The following is a 15941-nucleotide window of genomic DNA, read 5'->3' on the forward strand; positions in this document are numbered from 1 at the left end:
AGATGTCTATGACTGATCCTTTGGGCGATATGCTCACCCGCATCCGCAATGGCGCTTCGCGCCGCAAGTCGTCGGTTTCGACGCCTGCGTCCAAGCTCCGTGCGCGCGTTCTCGATGTACTCCAGGCTGAAGGCTACATCCGTGGCTACTCCGTCGTCGATTTCGGCAACGGCAAGTCTGAGCTCAACATCGAACTCAAGTACTACGAAGGCGCATCGGTGATCCGTGAGATCGGCCGTGTGTCTAAGCCGGGCCGCCGGGTTTATGTCTCGGTCAAGTCCATTCCGCAGGTCGCGAACGGCCTCGGCATCACCATCCTTTCGACTCCGAAGGGTGTGATGGCCGATCACCAGGCTCGCGAACAGAATGTTGGTGGCGAGGTTCTCTGCTCGGTCTTCTAAGATCGAACAGAGATATCTCCTTCGAAACAGACAGGTTTGAAAAATGTCTCGTATCGGTAAGAAGCCCGTTCAGGTACCTGCAGGGATCACGGCCACGGTTGATGGCCAAAAAGTGACTGCCAAGGGCCCCAAGGGCGAGCTGTTTTTCGTCGCTAACGACGAAATCGGTCTCAAGCTGGAAAACAATGCAATCGTCGTAACGCCGCTCAACGACTCCAAGGATGCTCGCGCAAAGTGGGGCATGTCCCGCACGATGATCGAGAACATCCTCAAGGGTGTTAAGGACGGCTACGAGCGCAAGCTCGAAATCAACGGCGTCGGCTACCGTGCCTCCATGCAGGGCAAGAACCTGCAGCTCGCGCTCGGCTTCAGCCACGACGTGGTTTATGAGCCGCCGCAGGGCATCTCGATCGCTGTGCCGAAGCCGACGGAAATCGTCGTCACCGGCATCAACAAGCAGCAGGTCGGCCAGGTTGCCGCTGAAATCCGCGAATACCGCGGCCCCGAGCCCTACAAGGGCAAGGGCGTTAAGTATGCCGAAGAGCGGATCATCCGCAAAGAAGGCAAGAAGAAGTAAGGATCACGCGAAATGGCTAGCAGGAAAGAAGCACTTGCGCGTCGCGCCAACCGCGTGCGCCGCCAAATCAAGTCGGTGGCCAACGGCCGTCCGCGCCTGTCGGTTCATCGCTCGTCGAAGAACATCTACGCCCAGGTCATCGATGACGTGGCTGGCAAGACCCTCGCGGCTGCCTCCACCCTCGACAAGGATCTGCGCGGTTCTCTGAAGACCGGTGCCGATACCGCAGCCGCAGCCCTCGTTGGCAAGCTCGTCGCAGAGCGCGCCTCCAAGGCCGGCGTGAAGGAAGTCGTGTTCGATCGCGGCGCTTTCATCTACCACGGCCGTATCAAGGCTTTGGCTGAAGCAGCCCGCGAAGGCGGCCTGACCTTCTAATCAGATTTCCGGCCGGCGATCCCAAGGACGCCGGCCGGATATTCACCGGACCGCAGGTTTCCCGCAAGGGAGGGCATGCGGTCTTCGTTTTGTTTGCCGATTGCACCCGGAAAAGAAAAAGGAAGAGGACAATGGCACAGGAAAAGAGGGCTCCGCGGGAAGACCGTCAGAGCCGTGAAGAGCGCGATAGCGAATTCGTCGACAAGCTGGTCGCGATCAACCGCGTCGCCAAGGTTGTCAAGGGCGGCCGTCGTTTCGGCTTTGCTGCTCTCGTCGTCGTCGGCGACCAGAAGGGCCGCGTAGGCTTCGGTCATGGCAAGGCACGCGAAGTGCCGGAAGCCATCCGCAAGGCCACCGAAAGCGCCAAGCGCGACATGATCTTCGTACCGCTGCGCGACGGCCGTACGCTGCATCACGACGTTCATGGCCGCCATGGCGCTGGCAAGGTTCTGCTGCGCTCGGCCAAGGTCGGTACCGGTATCATCGCCGGCGGCCCGATGCGCGCCGTTTTCGAAACGCTCGGCGTTCATGACGTCGTTGCCAAGTCGACCGGTTCGTCGAACCCGTACAACATGGTTCGCGCCACGTTCGACGCCCTAAAGCACCAGGTTCACCCGAAGGACATCGCAGCTCAGCGCGGCATCAAGTATGCCACCCTGCAGGCTCGCCGCGCCGCTTCGGGCAACGCCTCCGAAGAATAAGGGAGTTTGACCTATGGCCAAGACGACCAAGAAGGCTGAAGCTAAGGCGACCGTTACGGTCGAGCAGATTGGCAGCCCGATCCGCCGTCCGGATGTTCAGCAGAAGACGCTGATCGGTCTCGGACTGAACAAGATGCACCGTCGCCGCACGCTGGAAGATACTCCGGCTGTTCGTGGCATGATCCGTGCTGTCCAGCATCTCGTTCGCGTTGTCGACGAGAAGTGAGCCGGAGGTAATTCGCTATGAAACTGAATGAAATCAAGGATAACGAAGGCTCGACCCACAGCCGCAAGCGCCTCGGCCGCGGCATCGGCTCCGGCTCCGGCAAGACCGGTGGCCGTGGCGTGAAGGGTCAGAAGTCCCGTTCGGGCGTTGCGATCAACGGCTTCGAAGGCGGTCAGATGCCCATCTACCGTCGTCTGCCGAAGCGCGGCTTCAACAACATCTTCGCATCCGACTACGTTGTCGTATCGCTGGCACGCATCCAGGCTGCCGTCGATGCCGGCAAGCTCGATGCCAAGAACACGGTTGATGCAGCAGCTCTCAAGGCTGCCGGCGTCATTCGCCGCGTCAAGGATGGCGTTCGCGTTCTCTCGGACGGCGAACTGAAGGCGAAGCTCGCTCTCGAAGTTGCAGGCGCTTCCAAGACCGCAGTCGAGAAGATCGAAAAGGCTGGCGGTTCCGTCAAGCTGCTCGCTGCCGCCGCCGCTGCAGAATAATATTATCAATAATCGCCCGAAGTGACTTCACTTCGGGCGATTTTGCTCCCATATGTGAGCCTCACGAATCTGATCGATGCGGCAAGTGTCTTTCCGATCGATAACGGGAACCAAGGGTGAGGCGCCCGATTGCTGCGCAATCCGTCCGAAGCCCGGCTTTTGAACAATTTACAGACCGATTCCGGACTCGGCCGACTATGCCGGAATTGGTGATGCGGAGATTTGCATGGCTTCTGCAGCGGAACAATTGGCGTCCAACCTCAATTTTTCGACCTTTGCCAAAGCCGAGGATCTCAAGAAGCGCTTGTGGTTTACGCTCGGCGCTCTCCTCGTCTACCGGCTCGGCACTCACATTCCGCTTCCTGGCCTCAATCCTGCCGCTTACGCCCAGGCTTTCCAGAATCAGTCGGGCGGCATCCTTGGCCTCTTCAACATGTTCTCGGGCGGCGCCGTGCAGCGCATGGCGATCTTCGCGCTCGGCATCATGCCCTACATCTCGGCCTCGATCATCGTTCAGCTGATGACCTCGGTCGTTCCCTCGCTCGAAAACCTGAAGAAGGAAGGCGAGCAGGGCCGCAAGATCATCAACCAGTACACCCGCTACGGCACGGTGCTGCTCGGCGCATTGCAGGCCTATGGCATTGCGATCGGCCTTGAGCACGGCAACGGCGTCGTCGTTGATCCCGGCTGGTTCTTCCGCATTTCCACCGTCATAACGCTGCTCGGCGGCACAATGTTCCTGATGTGGCTTGGTGAGCAGGTGACGTCGCGCGGTATCGGCAACGGCATCTCGCTGATCATTTTCGCGGGTATCGCTGCAGGTCTTCCTACTGCGCTTGCCGGTACGCTCGAGCTCGGCCGCACCGGCGCGCTTTCCACGCCGCTCATTCTCGCCGTGCTAATCGTCGCCATTCTGGTCATCGCACTCATCGTCTTCGTAGAGCGCGCGCAGCGTCGCCTTCTGATCCAGTATCCGAAGCGCCAGGTCGGCACGCGCATGTTCCAGGGCGATACGTCGCACCTGCCGCTGAAGCTCAACACTTCGGGCGTCATCCCGGCGATCTTCGCGTCATCGCTGCTGCTGCTGCCGGCAACCGTCGCAGGCCTCGGCAACAACACCGCGCTCCCGACCTGGGTTACCTCGATCGTTGCGGCACTCGGTCACGGCCAGCCGGTCTATATGGTGCTTTACGGCGCTCTGATTGCCTTCTTCGCCTTCTTCTACACGGCTCTCGTTTTCAATCCGAAGGACACGGCCGACAATCTGAAGAAGCACGGCGGCTTCATTCCGGGTATCCGTCCGGGTGAGCGCACCGCCGAGTATATCGATTACGTCCTGACCCGTATTACGGTCATCGGCGCGATCTATCTTGTCTTCGTCTGCATCCTGCCCGAAATTCTCGTATCCCAGACAGGTATTCCCTTGTCTCTGGGTGGCACTTCGCTTCTGATCGTGGTTAGCGTAACGCTGGATACGGTGGCGCAGATTCAGGGTCACCTGATCGCACAGCAATATGAAGGCCTGATCAAGAAATCGAAGTTGCGTGGAGGAAAGAGGGGGCGATGAGACTCATACTTTTAGGGCCGCCGGGAGCAGGTAAGGGGACCCAGGCCCAGCGCATTGTGGAAAAGCACGGCATTCCGCAGCTTTCCACAGGCGATATGCTGCGCGCGGCCGTTCAGGCCGGCACGGAAGTCGGCAAGCGCGCCGACGCCCTGATGAAGGCTGGCAAACTCGTTCCGGACGAAGTGGTCAACGCGATCGTTTCCGAGCGTATCGACCAGCCGGATTGCGCGAGGGGTTTCATTCTCGACGGTTTCCCACGCACGCTGGTGCAGGCGGATGCAACTGAAAAGATGCTTAGTGCGAAGGGCCTCGAGCTCTCCGTCGTGATCGAGCTGAAGGTCGATGACGCCGAACTGATTCGCCGCGTCTCCGGCCGTTATTCCTGCTCGAACTGCGGCAGCGTCTATCACGACACTGACAAGCTTCCGGCAACGGCAGGCGTTTGCGACAAATGCGGCTCGACGCATTTCAAGCGCCGCCCGGACGACAATGCCGAAACCATGGCGACTCGCCTCCAAGTCTACTACAAGGAGACGTCGCCGCTGATCGGTTACTACTATGCAAAGGACAAGCTGCAGAGCATCGACGGCATGGCCGATATCGAGCATGTGACCGAAAGCATAGAGGCTATCCTGGCTAAGCTTCAGATAGCCTAAAATAAACTTGCCGGAGCAGTTGCTTTTTTGCGCTGATTCCGCTAAACACCGCGCCAACTCGCGACATGCTATGCGATCGGCGCGGATTTCCAACGGGAAGTCCGGGTACGGTCGTTTTGACATGTGGCGGACACACATCGAACAAGCAGCTCCCGGGCTGCATAACAAGACCTTTTGCTGAGGCAAGGGGAATGCAAGGAGAACAGGCGTGGCTCGTATCGCTGGCGTCAACATCCCGACTGCAAAGCGCGTAGTTATTGCGCTTCGTTACATTCACGGGATCGGACCGAAGTTTGCACAGGAAATCTGCGAGAAGGTCGGTATTCCGGCCGAGCGTCGCGTCAACCAGTTGACGGATGCTGAAGTTCTGCAGATCCGCGAAACCATCGACCGTGACTATCAGGTCGAAGGTGATCTGCGTCGCGATACCGCGATGAACATCAAGCGTCTGATGGACCTGGGTTCGTATCGCGGCCTGCGTCATCGTCGCGGCCTGCCGGTTCGCGGCCAGCGCACGCACACCAATGCCCGCACCCGCAAGGGTCCGGCAAAGGCGATCGCCGGTAAGAAGAAGTAATTTCCGGGCAACCGGATTTGGGAGGCTGGCGGTCCGCCGGCCTCTTTTGAGTTTGAAGCGGTGCTCCACGGGCGTCGCTTCGGTGTAGCCGCTGGCATTACGGCGGTGCAGAGATCCAAGAAAGGACTAACATGGCCAAGGAAGCCGTACGCGTTCGTCGTCGCGAGCGTAAAAATATCACGTCGGGCGTCGCACACGTCAACTCGACCTTCAACAACACGATGATCACCATCACCGACGCACAGGGCAACGCGATTGCCTGGTCGTCCGCTGGTGCCAAGGGCTTCAAGGGTTCGCGCAAGTCGACCCCGTTCGCTGCCCAGATCGCTGCCGAAGACTGCGCCAAGAAGGCTCAGGAACATGGCATGAAGTCGCTGGAAGTTGAAGTTTGCGGTCCGGGCTCCGGTCGTGAATCCGCTCTGCGCGCCCTCCAGGCTGCTGGTTTCATGATCACGTCCATCCGCGACGTGACCCCGATCCCGCACAATGGTTGCCGCCCGCGCAAGAAGCGTCGCGTCTGATCATCGCCACTCACGACACCGGCCGGGGTAGATGCGCCCGGCTTGGTGTTACTCAAGCTCGGTTGCCACGATTGGATGGTGGCAACGAACGGAAGGCAAAAACATGATTCAGAAAAACTGGCAGGAACTGATCAAGCCCAACAAGGTCGAGTTCACCTCGAGCGGCCGCACCAAGGCAACGCTCGTGGCCGAACCGCTGGAGCGTGGCTTCGGTCTCACCCTCGGCAACGCGCTGCGTCGCGTTCTGCTGTCCTCTCTGCGTGGTGCCGCTGTGACGGCCGTGCAGATCGACGGCGTATTGCATGAGTTCTCCTCTATCCCGGGCGTCCGGGAAGACGTGACGGACATCGTGCTGAACATCAAGGAAATCGCCATCAAGATGGACGGCGATGATGCCAAGCGCATGGTCGTCCGCAAGCAGGGCCCAGGCGTAGTAACGGCTGGCGACATCCAGACGGTCGGCGATATCGAAATCCTCAACCCCGAGCATGTCATCTGCACGCTCGACGAGGGTGCCGAAATCCGCATGGAATTCACCGTCAACAACGGCAAGGGCTATGTCCCGGCCGAGCGTAATCGTGCGGAAGATGCTCCGATCGGCCTTATCCCGGTCGACAGCCTCTATTCGCCGGTCAAGAAGGTGTCCTACAAGGTTGAAAATACCCGTGAAGGACAGGTTCTCGACTACGACAAGCTGAGCATGTCGATCGAAACCGATGGTTCGATCAGCGGTGAAGATGCCGTCGCTTTCGCGGCTCGCATCCTTCAGGATCAGCTTGGCGTGTTCGTCAACTTCGACGAGCCGCAGAAGGAAGCCGAAGAAGAAGCAGTCACCGAACTCGCTTTCAACCCGGCGCTCCTCAAGAAGGTGGACGAACTCGAACTGTCCGTTCGCTCGGCAAATTGCCTGAAGAACGACAACATCGTCTACATCGGCGACCTCATTCAGAAGACCGAAGCAGAAATGCTCCGCACGCCGAATTTTGGTCGCAAGTCGCTGAACGAAATCAAGGAAGTTCTCGCTTCCATGGGCCTGCATCTCGGCATGGAAGTGCCGGCATGGCCGCCCGAGAACATCGAAGATCTCGCCAAGCGATACGAAGACCAGTACTAACGTTTCAAACGGCAGGCGAGCGATGCCTGTAAGTGAAGGAGAATAGCAATGCGCCACGGTAAAGCCGGCCGCAAGCTGAATAGAACCGCTAGCCACCGTAAGGCGATGTTCGCCAACATGGCGGCTTCGCTCATCACCCATGAGCAGATCGTCACCACGCTTCCGAAGGCGAAAGAAATTCGCCCGATCGTCGAGAAGCTGGTAACCCTCGGCAAGCGCGGCGACCTGCACGCTCGTCGTCAGGCCATCTCGCAGATCCGCGACGCTGCCGTCGTTTCGAAGCTCTTCGACGCGATTGCAACCCGCTACGCCACCCGCAACGGCGGCTACCTGCGCATCATGAAGGCCGGCTTCCGCCAGGGCGACAATGCCGCTCTCGCAGTCGTCGAATTCGTCGATCGCGACGTCAATGCCAAGGGCGCAGCCGACAAGGCTCGCGTTGCCGCTGAAGAAGAAGCCGCAGCCGCTTAAGGCTAAGCTTCGGATTAAATATAAAAGGCCGGATGAGCGATCATCCGGCCTTTTGTCGTTTCCGCTACGGGAGCGGCCTTTCAATCTCCCTGATTGCTTTGGAGTATCACAATCAGCCTTGCTGAGTCGTAGTCGGCTCGGCTCATCAGGGGCAGGGAGCGTCGTGGGACATGCAGCGAAAATTGACGCGCGGGAGACCGCTTCTGGTCGTGGCGCTGCTGGTGACTATCGCCAGCGGTCTTGCGTTGCGGCGCTATGGTTATGCGATCAATCTGCCTTTCGTAGTCGTCAAATATGGCGGCTCGTTATTGTGGGGAGCGATGGTCTATTGGCTCCTTGCGGCAATCTTCGTATCGCAGGGGCGTTTCAGGATTGCCATGGCGGCACTGCTTATCGCCGTCGCCGTTGAGTTTTTCAGGCTTTGGCACACGCCTGATCTCGATGCTTTTCGATTGACTGCCGCCGGAGCCCTGTTGCTGGGCAGGGTGTTCTCGCCGTGGAATATCGTCGCCTATGTCGTCGGAATTGCGCTGGCGTTGGCGCTCGATTGCGCGCTGTCCGGAACGAGGCGCTCGGCTTGATGTTCTTGCCTAGCTTCTATCTCGGCGACCTCGATCGTCGCTGAGTGATTCACTAGGCCATCGGTCGCTTGTGATCCCGGTCGGTTACCGCTGCCCTCTCGATATTCGCATAGCTGCATTTCCCATTTAGAATAGCGCTTTTGATGATAATAATTTGAATCCTAATTAGTTTAGTGCTAATAGGTTTTCATGAACTCGTCAAACGCCCTGCAACGCATATTCACCGCCAATCTGCTGACCACTGGCCGCCAATGGCGCCGGGCTGTCGATCTTGCGCTGAGCTCCCATGGCATATCCGAGGCGGTGGCCGCGCCGCTGCTTTGGATCGGCCGCCTCGGGGGAGGCGTGCGGCAGGTGGTGCTCGCCACCTGTGTCGGTATCGAAGGCCCGTCTCTGGTTCGGCTGATCGATCAGCTCGAAAGCATGGAACTTGTCATCCGCAAGGATGATCCGACGGATCGGCGCGCGAAAGGCCTGTGGCTGACGCCTGAGGGCGAAAAGCTGGCTTCCCGTATGGAAGACGTACTTGATGAGCTGCGTGGCAAGATCCTTGCCAATGTCGACCCTGCGGATATCGAAGCCGCAGTTCGCGTCCTGAAGGCTTTCGAGGAGTTTGAGGCATCAAAGGCCGCCGAACCGGAGCCGGAGAAGGTCTCATGAGCATTCCATCCTGGCGCGAGTGGTTATTTTCCGTCAAAGCCTTCATTGCTGCGATCATGGCGCTGTTCATCGCGCTGTCGCTCGATCTGCCGCGTCCCTATTGGGCGATGGCTGCCGTTTATGTGGTCGCCAATCCGCTTGCCGGCGCGACCAGTTCCAAGGGACTTTACCGCGCGCTCGGCACGCTTATCGGTGCCACCGCGTCCGTGATCCTCATCCCACTCTTCGTCAATGCGCCCGAACTGCTTTCGATCGTGGTAGCACTCTGGACCGGCACGCTGCTGTTCATCTCTATGCTCGACCGCACCTCGCGCAGCTATGTCTTCATGCTGGCCGGCTATACCTTGCCGCTCATCGCGCTGCCGACCGTCGGCTCGCCCGAAACCATTTTCGATGTGGCGCTTGCCCGCTCCGAGGAGATTATTATCGGCATCGTCTGCGCGAGCGTGGTCAGCGCCGTCGTCTTTCCGAGCAGCGTCGGCACTGTGCTCGGCCAGCGCATAGGGTCCTGGCTGGATGACGCCGGCACCTGGGCGGATGAGATCCTGCGCGGCGAGGGCGCTTCGCCCGCAACACCCCTTAAGCGGCAGAAGCTCGCCGCCGACGTTTCCGGCCTGGATCTCGTCATCAGCCAGTTGCGCTATGATGCCGGCAGCCGTGACATCGTCAGGCATTCGCGCGAGCTGCGCGGCCGCCTGCTGATGCTGCTGCCGCTCTTCTCCTCACTTGCCGACCGCCTGCACGCCTTGAAGGCCGGTGGCAAGCCGTTACCGCAGGAATTGGTCGTTGTTTTGAACGAGGTGGCCGATTGGCTGGGGCAGGGTGGTCGCGGCAAGGCCGACGAGACCGCTGAGACCTTGTCGCGGAAGATCGAGGAGTTGCAGGAGGACGACCTCGATATCGGTTGGGACGATCTCGTCCGGTCGAGCGCGCTCGCTCGCCTCAAGGAAATTGTCGACTTGTGGCAGGATTGCCTGACGCTGCGCGCTGAGATCGTCTCGGGACAGCAGGTCGGCGCCTGGCGTCCCGCCTTCCGCTACCGCAATGTCGTCGGTCGCAGCAGGCATTATGATTACGCCCTGCTTGCCTTCTCGGCCGGTAGCGTCATCGCCGGGATCGCCGTCGCCTGCTTCTTCTGGATCTATTCCGGCTGGGCGGATGGTGCCGGCTTCATCGCCATGGTGGCCGTTGCCTGCTCGTTTTTCGCCGCGCTCGATCGTCCCGCACCCTTCATCACCACCATGTTCATCTGGACCGCGGTGAGCCTGGTCATCGCCTGCGTCTATATCTTCGGCGTGTTGCCGTCGATTTCCGGCTTCGAGATGCTGGTGCTGGTCTTTGCGCCGCCCTTCCTGGTGATGGGGCTGCTGATTACGCGCCCGCAAACCAACATGCTCGGCATGCTGCTGGCGGTGAACGGCGCAAGTTTCATCGCGCTGCAGGATCGTTACACCGCCGATTTCGCCAGCTTCACCAACAGTGCGATCGCTGCTCTGGCCGGTGTTGGTTTCGCCTTGGTCTGGACTTTGCTTACACGCCCATTTGGTTCCGAGCTTGCCGCCTGGCGGTTGGTCCGGGCCGGCTGGAGAGATCTGGCCGAAACTGCCGCCGGTATCCGCCGCGCCGATCATGAACGCCTCTCAGGTCGCATCCTTGATCGCCTGGGCCAGCTCGTGCCCCGCCTTGCAGGCATCGAGGACCGCGAACTGAAGAAGGTGGACGGCTATGCCGATGTCCGTCTCGGCTTCAATGTGCTGATGCTGCAGAAGGAGCGCGGCCAATTGAAGCCCGCTGCCGCCGCATCCGTCAGCGAAGTCCTGATCGGCGTGTCGGATTTCTATCGTTCGCGGCTGAAGGCAAAACGAGCCGTGGATCCGGCCGAAGAACTGCGTGTATCGATCGACCATAGCCTCGAAGCGGTCGCGCAGGAAAAGCGAGATTCCGCTCGGGCGAGCCTTGATGCGCTGGTCGGCCTTCGCCGGGCGCTTTTCCCGCATGCCGAACCGCCGGCGAGCTGGCGACCGCCCATAGCGGATACAACCCAACCTCTCCCCATTGCCGCCGAGTAATATCATGCCCGCAGAATTCGATCTTTATGGCGTCTATATCCCGCGCCTTCTCGTTCTCATGCTCTTGACCTTGTTTGTCGTCATTATCCTTCGGCGCCTGCTCGCATGGATCGGAGTCTACACTCTGGTCTGGCATCGCGGCCTCTTCGATCTCGCGCTTTACGTCCTGCTGCTCGGCGCGGTCTCCTCAGTCTCTCGTTGGTACTTCACATGAACGCGTTAAAACTCATCGGCCGCGTCGCCGTTACACTCATTTTCGTTATTACCGCTGTCTATGTCGGCCGCCATCTCTGGGGTCATTATATGGACGAGCCCTGGACGCGCGATGCGCGCCTGAGGGCCGATGTCGTCGGCATCGCGCCTGACGTCTCCGGCCTGGTGAGCGAGGTCCTCGTCAAGGACAATCAGGCCGTCAGGAAAGGCGATGTCCTCTTCCGCGTCGATCGCGATCGCTTTGCCATCGCTCTCGAACAGGCGGATGCAGCGCTTGCAAGCAGCAAGGCGGCTCTCGAACAGGCCCAGCGTGAAAGCGCGCGGCAGGCGCGTCTCGGCGATGCCGCCTCCCTGCAGCAGAAGGAGCAGGCGCTGACCACCGTGCAGCAGGATGAAGCCGCCGTTCGTCAGGCAACTGCCAATCGCGAACTCGCCCAGCTCAATCTCGACCGCTCCGAGGTTCGCGCCACCGTTAACGGCACGATCTCGAACCTCAGCCTGCGTCCGGGTGATTATGTCTCTGCCGGCACGGCCAAGGTCGCGTTGATCGACAGCGATTCCCTGCGCGTCGAAGGCTATTTCGAGGAAACCAAGCTACCGCGCATTCATATCGGTAACGAGGTTTATATCCATCTGATGGGCCAGACTGAAAAGCTGACGGGCCACGTCGAAAGCATCGCCTATGGCATCGAGGACCGTGAACGCACCTCCGGCAGCCTGCTTGCCAACATCACGCCGACCTTCAGCTGGGTACGGCTGGCGCAGCGTGTGCCGGTGCGTATCGTTCTCGACAAGGTGCCCGACGGCACGAAGCTGATCGCCGGCCTGACGGCAACCGTCGAGGTGCAGGAACAGAGCCAGGCGAAGATCGCCAGCGCTGCGGAATGATTCTCGCTTAAAGGCAGGGCGGCCGCCTTCAGGCCGCTCTGGAACTCGAAGCCGCAACCGGCTTGCGCGCCGCCCGGCGTCTTTCCATCATGATCGGACGGTAGGATCTGTAGAGGATCATCGCGATCAGCAGGCCGATATAGATGAATTGCTCCACCGAGAGGACTTTGGTCGATAGCGCAAAGTGCAGGGCACCGCAGGCAGCGATGATATAGACGAGGCGATGCAGCCAGATCCATTTCTTGCCGAGACGCTTGATCGAGAAATTGTTCGAGGTGACAGCCAAGGCCAGCAGCATGACGAGCCCCGCCATGCCGAACATGATGAAAGGCCGCTTCAGCACGTCGTCGATGACCGCCTGTACGTCCAGCGCCTGGTCGAGGACCATATAGACGGTCAGATGCATCAGCGCGTAGTAGAAACAGAGGAGGCCGAGCGCGCGGCGATAGCGCAGATAGTTCCAGCCGAAGAGATCGCGAAGCGGCGTCACCGCAAGCGTCAGCAGCAGGAAGCGGATCGCCCACAGCCCCAGGAAAAGCTCGAAGGTCTTGACGGCATCGGCGCCGAGCTGGTCCGTCGCCCCGAGATAGAATTCCCAAGCCGCCGGTAAAAGCCCGACAAAGTAGAGCGCCCAGACGGAGGCGGGTTGCCAACGCTTGGGAAGAGCGAAGGAGAGGACCATCAGAAATTCACCCTGAGATCCATGCCGCTATAGAGGCTGGCGACCTGATCGGCATAGCCGTTGAAGGGCAGGGTGGGATGACGGTTCGAGCCGAAGAAGCCGCCTTCGCCGATGCGCCGCTCCGTCGCCTGGCTCCAGCGCGGATGGTCGACGGCCGGATTGACGTTGGCATAGAAGCCATATTCCTGGCTGTTCGTCGCCTGCCAGGTATTGATCGGCTGCTTGTCGGTGAGCGTAATGCGGACGATCGACTTGATGCCCTTGAAGCCGTATTTCCACGGCACGACGAGCCGGATTGGCGCGCCGTTCTGGTTCGGCAGGGTCTCGCCATAGAGGCCGACGGCAAGCAGCGTCAGCGGGTTGCGCGCCTCGTCCAGACGCAGGCCCTCGACATAGGGCCAGTTCAGGGATTGCAGGAGGCCCGACTGCCCCGGCATTTCTTCCGGCCGCACCACGGTCTCGAAGGCTACATATTTGGCGCTGCCCTGCGGCTCCACCTTGTCGAGCAGGGCGGAGAGCTGGAAGCCGTCCCATGGAATGACCATCGACCAGGCTTCGACGCAGCGCATGCGATAGACGCGCTCTTCCGGGGGAAATTCCTTGATCAAGGCATCGACATCGAACGTGCCGGGCTTGTTGACCATGCCGTCGACCTTGATCGTCCAGGGACGTGGCTTGAACTTGCCCGAGAGGTTGGCCGGATCGGACTTGTCGAGGCCGAATTCGTAGAAATTGTTGTAGGTGGTGACATCCTTGATCGGCGTCAGCTTCTCATTGACCGTGTAATTGCTCTTGGTGGCCGTCAGCGCCTCTGCCAGCGCCGCCTTGCCGCCGATAGCCGCCATGCCGATGCCGGCCGCTGCGGCCGTCAGGAACTCGCGGCGCTTCCGATAGACGGAGCGGGGTGTAATCTCGGAGGATGCGATTTTCGGCGGGCGATACGCGGCCATGGAACAATTCCTTTATGCGATAGCAGCTTCGATATGAGCGATACGCAACGGACACAGGTTTTGTTACACTCTTAGGCAGGCATTTCTTTGGAAGTGAAAGCAACTTTTTGTGTGCGCTTGCGATCGAGCCGTTTCGTTCCCAACTTTGGTCGAGCGACTTGTTTGCCCGGACGCGGCCCTTGCCCGGCAGCGTACCGGATTCGCTCGAGTTGATAGTGACAGTACTGCATGATTGGATTAGGACAATTCCAAAAAGCGGAGTTGCCGGCGCCCCTTTGGCCTGAAACCTTTGGCCCATGCCCGACGCCGCGCAAATTCCAGGATGACGAGGAAGACACCATGCCAGCTTATCGTTCCAGAACAACCACCCACGGCCGCAACATGGCCGGCGCGCGCGGCCTTTGGCGTGCGACGGGTATGAAGGACAGCGATTTCGGCAAGCCAATCATTGCGGTGGTCAATTCCTTCACCCAGTTCGTGCCCGGCCACGTTCACCTCAAGGATCTCGGCCAGCTCGTTGCCCGCGAAATCGAAGCTGCCGGCGGCGTTGCCAAGGAATTCAACACCATCGCCGTCGATGATGGTATCGCCATGGGCCATGACGGCATGCTTTATTCGTTGCCATCACGCGAGCTGATCGCCGATAGCGTCGAGTATATGGTCAATGCCCATTGCGCCGACGCCATGGTCTGCATCTCCAACTGCGACAAGATCACCCCCGGCATGCTGATGGCCTCGCTGCGCCTCAATATCCCGACGGTCTTCGTGTCCGGCGGCCCGATGGAAGCCGGCAAGGTCGTTCTGCATGGCAAGAAGGTCGCCCTCGACCTGGTCGATGCCATGGTCGCCGCGGCTGACGACAAGATCAGCGACGAAGACGTCCAGGTCATCGAGCGCTCTGCCTGTCCGACCTGCGGCTCGTGCTCGGGCATGTTCACCGCCAATTCGATGAACTGCCTAACCGAGGCGCTCGGTCTGTCGCTGCCGGGCAACGGCTCGACGCTCGCCACCCACGCCGACCGCAAGCGCCTCTTCGTCGAAGCCGGCCATCTGATCGTCGATCTCGCCCGCCGTTACTACGAGCAGGACGATGCCTCCATCCTGCCGCGCTCCGTTGCCTCCAAGCAGGCCTTCGAGAACGCCATGGCCCTCGATATCGCCATGGGCGGTTCGACGAATACGGTTCTGCACATTCTGGCCGCCGCGCACGAAGGCGAAGTCGATTTCACCATGGCCGACATCGACGCGCTGTCGCGCCGCGTCCCGTGCCTGTCCAAGGTTGCGCCTGCCAAGAGCGACGTTCACATGGAAGACGTGCATCGCGCCGGCGGCATTATGTCGATCCTCGGCGAGCTCGATAAGGGCGGTCTCATCAACCGCGATTGCCCGACGGTTCATGCCGAAACGCTCGGCGACGCCATCGACCGTTGGGACATCACCCGTACCAACAGCGAAAGCGTACGCGAATTCTTCCGCGCGGCTCCGGGTGGCGTTCCGACGCAGGTTGCCTTCAGCCAGAGCTCCCGCTGGGATGAACTCGATACGGACCGCGAGAAGGGCGTCATCCGCTCCGTCGAGCATCCCTTTTCCAAGGATGGCGGCCTGGCCGTCCTCAAAGGCAATCTGGCGCTTGACGGCTGCATCGTGAAGACGGCCGGTGTCGATGAATCGATCCTGAAGTTCTCCGGCCCGGCCAAGGTCTTCGAAAGCCAGGACGCTGCCGTCAAGGGCATCCTCAGCAGCGAAGTGAAGGCCGGCGACGTGGTCGTCATCCGATACGAAGGCCCAAAGGGCGGCCCCGGTATGCAGGAAATGCTCTATCCGACGAGCTACCTGAAGTCGAAGGGCCTCGGCAAGGCCTGCGCGCTGATCACAGACGGCCGCTTCTCCGGCGGCACCTCGGGCTTGTCGATCGGCCATGCTTCGCCGGAAGCGGCCAATGGCGGTACGATCGGTCTGGTGCGCGAAGGCGACATGATCGACATCGACATCCCGAACCGCACCATCAACTTGCGCGTTGATGACAAGGAACTTGCGGTTCGCCGCGAAGCTCAGAACGCCAAGGGCTGGCATCCGGCCGAACCGCGTAAGCGCAATGTGACGACGGCACTCAAGGCCTATGCTGCTTTTGCGACGAGCGCCGATCGCGGTGCTGTTCGCGACCTGGGTGGCAAGTAACCAAGTCCCTTCGCCCCGTGAAACGGGGAGAAGGTGGACT

At 60.2% G+C, this 15941-nt stretch carries 20 protein-coding genes; 18 read left to right on the forward strand and 2 right to left on the reverse strand.

Annotated elements, in window-relative coordinates; genetic code table 11:
• Nucleotides 1-2 precede the first annotated feature (2 nt).
• The 17 genes from rpsH (at nt 3) to RTCIAT899_RS07500 (ending at nt 12091) form a co-directional block, all read left to right on the forward strand.
• Nucleotides 3-401: a 30S ribosomal protein S8 gene (gene rpsH, locus RTCIAT899_RS07420; RefSeq protein WP_015339607.1), complete on the forward strand. Its 399-nt coding sequence runs from the start codon at nt 3-5 to the stop codon at nt 399-401.
• A gap of 43 nt (nt 402-444) precedes the next feature.
• Nucleotides 445-978, forward strand: a complete 534-nt coding sequence (gene rplF, locus RTCIAT899_RS07425; protein ID WP_015339608.1) for a 50S ribosomal protein L6 — start codon at nt 445-447, stop codon at nt 976-978.
• A gap of 12 nt (nt 979-990) precedes the next feature.
• A complete protein-coding gene (gene rplR, locus RTCIAT899_RS07430; protein WP_004118412.1) occupies nt 991-1353 on the forward strand; it encodes a 50S ribosomal protein L18 in 363 nt (120 codons plus the stop codon).
• 131 nt (nt 1354-1484) lie between these two features.
• Nucleotides 1485-2054, forward strand: coding sequence for a 30S ribosomal protein S5 (gene rpsE, locus RTCIAT899_RS07435; RefSeq protein WP_004118414.1), 570 nt, complete (start codon nt 1485-1487; stop codon nt 2052-2054).
• Between the two features lie 13 nt (nt 2055-2067).
• On the forward strand, nt 2068-2280 hold the full coding sequence (rpmD, locus tag RTCIAT899_RS07440; RefSeq protein ID WP_007690786.1) for a 50S ribosomal protein L30: 213 nt from the start codon (nt 2068-2070) through the stop codon (nt 2278-2280).
• Between the two features lie 17 nt (nt 2281-2297).
• The gene (gene rplO / locus RTCIAT899_RS07445) at nt 2298-2774 is read left to right on the forward strand and encodes a 50S ribosomal protein L15 (protein ID WP_015339609.1); all 477 of its coding nucleotides are present in this window, start codon (nt 2298-2300) and stop codon (nt 2772-2774) included.
• A 226-nt stretch (nt 2775-3000) separates the two neighbouring features.
• Nucleotides 3001-4341, forward strand: coding sequence for a preprotein translocase subunit SecY (secY, locus tag RTCIAT899_RS07450; protein ID WP_015339610.1), 1341 nt, complete (start codon nt 3001-3003; stop codon nt 4339-4341).
• Complete coding sequence (locus RTCIAT899_RS07455) at nt 4338-4997, forward strand: adenylate kinase (RefSeq protein ID WP_015339611.1); 660 nt, start codon at nt 4338-4340, stop codon at nt 4995-4997. The genes secY and RTCIAT899_RS07455 overlap by 4 nt, the downstream gene beginning before the upstream one ends.
• 208 nt (nt 4998-5205) lie before the next feature.
• Nucleotides 5206-5574, forward strand: a complete 369-nt coding sequence (gene rpsM, locus RTCIAT899_RS07460) for a 30S ribosomal protein S13 (protein WP_015339612.1) — start codon at nt 5206-5208, stop codon at nt 5572-5574.
• Between the two features lie 131 nt (nt 5575-5705).
• On the forward strand, nt 5706-6095 hold the full coding sequence (gene rpsK / locus RTCIAT899_RS07465) for a 30S ribosomal protein S11 (protein ID WP_004118426.1): 390 nt from the start codon (nt 5706-5708) through the stop codon (nt 6093-6095).
• Nucleotides 6096-6198: 103 nt separating this feature from the next.
• Nucleotides 6199-7209 (forward strand): DNA-directed RNA polymerase subunit alpha, encoded by a 1011-nt coding sequence (locus tag RTCIAT899_RS07470; protein ID WP_015339613.1) that lies wholly within the window; start codon nt 6199-6201, stop codon nt 7207-7209.
• A gap of 48 nt (nt 7210-7257) precedes the next feature.
• Nucleotides 7258-7680 (forward strand): 50S ribosomal protein L17, encoded by a 423-nt coding sequence (gene rplQ / locus RTCIAT899_RS07475; RefSeq protein ID WP_015339614.1) that lies wholly within the window; start codon nt 7258-7260, stop codon nt 7678-7680.
• Nucleotides 7681-7850: 170 nt separating this feature from the next.
• A complete protein-coding gene (locus RTCIAT899_RS07480) occupies nt 7851-8261 on the forward strand; it encodes a ribosomal maturation YjgA family protein (protein WP_015339615.1) in 411 nt (136 codons plus the stop codon).
• A 189-nt stretch (nt 8262-8450) separates the two neighbouring features.
• Nucleotides 8451-8921: a MarR family winged helix-turn-helix transcriptional regulator gene (locus tag RTCIAT899_RS07485; RefSeq protein ID WP_015339616.1), complete on the forward strand. Its 471-nt coding sequence runs from the start codon at nt 8451-8453 to the stop codon at nt 8919-8921.
• On the forward strand, nt 8918-10990 hold the full coding sequence (locus tag RTCIAT899_RS07490) for an FUSC family protein (RefSeq protein ID WP_015339617.1): 2073 nt from the start codon (nt 8918-8920) through the stop codon (nt 10988-10990). Before RTCIAT899_RS07485 ends, RTCIAT899_RS07490 begins: the two co-directional genes overlap by 4 nt.
• A 4-nt stretch (nt 10991-10994) precedes the next feature.
• Nucleotides 10995-11204, forward strand: coding sequence for a DUF1656 domain-containing protein (locus tag RTCIAT899_RS07495; RefSeq protein ID WP_015339618.1), 210 nt, complete (start codon nt 10995-10997; stop codon nt 11202-11204).
• Nucleotides 11201-12091, forward strand: a complete 891-nt coding sequence (locus RTCIAT899_RS07500; RefSeq protein ID WP_015339619.1) for an efflux RND transporter periplasmic adaptor subunit — start codon at nt 11201-11203, stop codon at nt 12089-12091. The genes RTCIAT899_RS07495 and RTCIAT899_RS07500 overlap by 4 nt, the downstream gene beginning before the upstream one ends.
• A gap of 28 nt (nt 12092-12119) precedes the next feature.
• On the opposite strand, the gene msrQ is transcribed toward RTCIAT899_RS07500, so the two are convergent.
• Both msrQ and msrP read right to left on the reverse strand, forming a co-directional pair.
• Nucleotides 12120-12773: a protein-methionine-sulfoxide reductase heme-binding subunit MsrQ gene (msrQ, locus tag RTCIAT899_RS07505; RefSeq protein WP_015339620.1), complete on the reverse strand. Its 654-nt coding sequence runs from the start codon at nt 12771-12773 to the stop codon at nt 12120-12122.
• On the reverse strand, nt 12773-13723 hold the full coding sequence (gene msrP, locus RTCIAT899_RS07510) for a protein-methionine-sulfoxide reductase catalytic subunit MsrP (protein ID WP_015339621.1): 951 nt from the start codon (nt 13721-13723) through the stop codon (nt 12773-12775). Before msrP ends, msrQ begins: the two co-directional genes overlap by 1 nt.
• A gap of 339 nt (nt 13724-14062) precedes the next feature.
• Between msrP and ilvD the strand changes: the two genes are divergently transcribed.
• A complete protein-coding gene (ilvD, locus tag RTCIAT899_RS07515) occupies nt 14063-15901 on the forward strand; it encodes a dihydroxy-acid dehydratase (RefSeq protein WP_015339622.1) in 1839 nt (612 codons plus the stop codon).
• The last annotated feature ends 40 nt before the right edge of the window (nt 15902-15941 follow it).

This window comes from Rhizobium tropici CIAT 899, assembly GCF_000330885.1.
Lineage (GTDB): Bacteria > Pseudomonadota > Alphaproteobacteria > Rhizobiales > Rhizobiaceae > Rhizobium > Rhizobium tropici.

Coding starts and splice junctions, on each gene's coding strand:
- rpsH (WP_015339607.1), top strand. CDS start 3: ATGTCTATGACTGATCCTTTGGGCGATATGCTCACCCGCATCCGCAAT.
- rplF (WP_015339608.1), top strand. CDS start 445: ATGTCTCGTATCGGTAAGAAGCCCGTTCAGGTACCTGCAGGGATCACG.
- rplR (WP_004118412.1), top strand. CDS start 991: ATGGCTAGCAGGAAAGAAGCACTTGCGCGTCGCGCCAACCGCGTGCGC.
- rpsE (WP_004118414.1), top strand. CDS start 1,485: ATGGCACAGGAAAAGAGGGCTCCGCGGGAAGACCGTCAGAGCCGTGAA.
- rpmD (WP_007690786.1), top strand. CDS start 2,068: ATGGCCAAGACGACCAAGAAGGCTGAAGCTAAGGCGACCGTTACGGTC.
- rplO (WP_015339609.1), top strand. CDS start 2,298: ATGAAACTGAATGAAATCAAGGATAACGAAGGCTCGACCCACAGCCGC.
- secY (WP_015339610.1), top strand. CDS start 3,001: ATGGCTTCTGCAGCGGAACAATTGGCGTCCAACCTCAATTTTTCGACC.
- RTCIAT899_RS07455 (WP_015339611.1), top strand. CDS start 4,338: ATGAGACTCATACTTTTAGGGCCGCCGGGAGCAGGTAAGGGGACCCAG.
- rpsK (WP_004118426.1), top strand. CDS start 5,706: ATGGCCAAGGAAGCCGTACGCGTTCGTCGTCGCGAGCGTAAAAATATC.
- RTCIAT899_RS07470 (WP_015339613.1), top strand. CDS start 6,199: ATGATTCAGAAAAACTGGCAGGAACTGATCAAGCCCAACAAGGTCGAG.
- rplQ (WP_015339614.1), top strand. CDS start 7,258: ATGCGCCACGGTAAAGCCGGCCGCAAGCTGAATAGAACCGCTAGCCAC.
- RTCIAT899_RS07480 (WP_015339615.1), top strand. CDS start 7,851: ATGCAGCGAAAATTGACGCGCGGGAGACCGCTTCTGGTCGTGGCGCTG.
- RTCIAT899_RS07485 (WP_015339616.1), top strand. CDS start 8,451: ATGAACTCGTCAAACGCCCTGCAACGCATATTCACCGCCAATCTGCTG.
- RTCIAT899_RS07490 (WP_015339617.1), top strand. CDS start 8,918: ATGAGCATTCCATCCTGGCGCGAGTGGTTATTTTCCGTCAAAGCCTTC.
- RTCIAT899_RS07495 (WP_015339618.1), top strand. CDS start 10,995: ATGCCCGCAGAATTCGATCTTTATGGCGTCTATATCCCGCGCCTTCTC.
- RTCIAT899_RS07500 (WP_015339619.1), top strand. CDS start 11,201: ATGAACGCGTTAAAACTCATCGGCCGCGTCGCCGTTACACTCATTTTC.
- msrQ (WP_015339620.1), bottom strand. CDS start 12,773: ATGGTCCTCTCCTTCGCTCTTCCCAAGCGTTGGCAACCCGCCTCCGTC.
- msrP (WP_015339621.1), bottom strand. CDS start 13,723: ATGGCCGCGTATCGCCCGCCGAAAATCGCATCCTCCGAGATTACACCC.
- ilvD (WP_015339622.1), top strand. CDS start 14,063: ATGCCAGCTTATCGTTCCAGAACAACCACCCACGGCCGCAACATGGCC.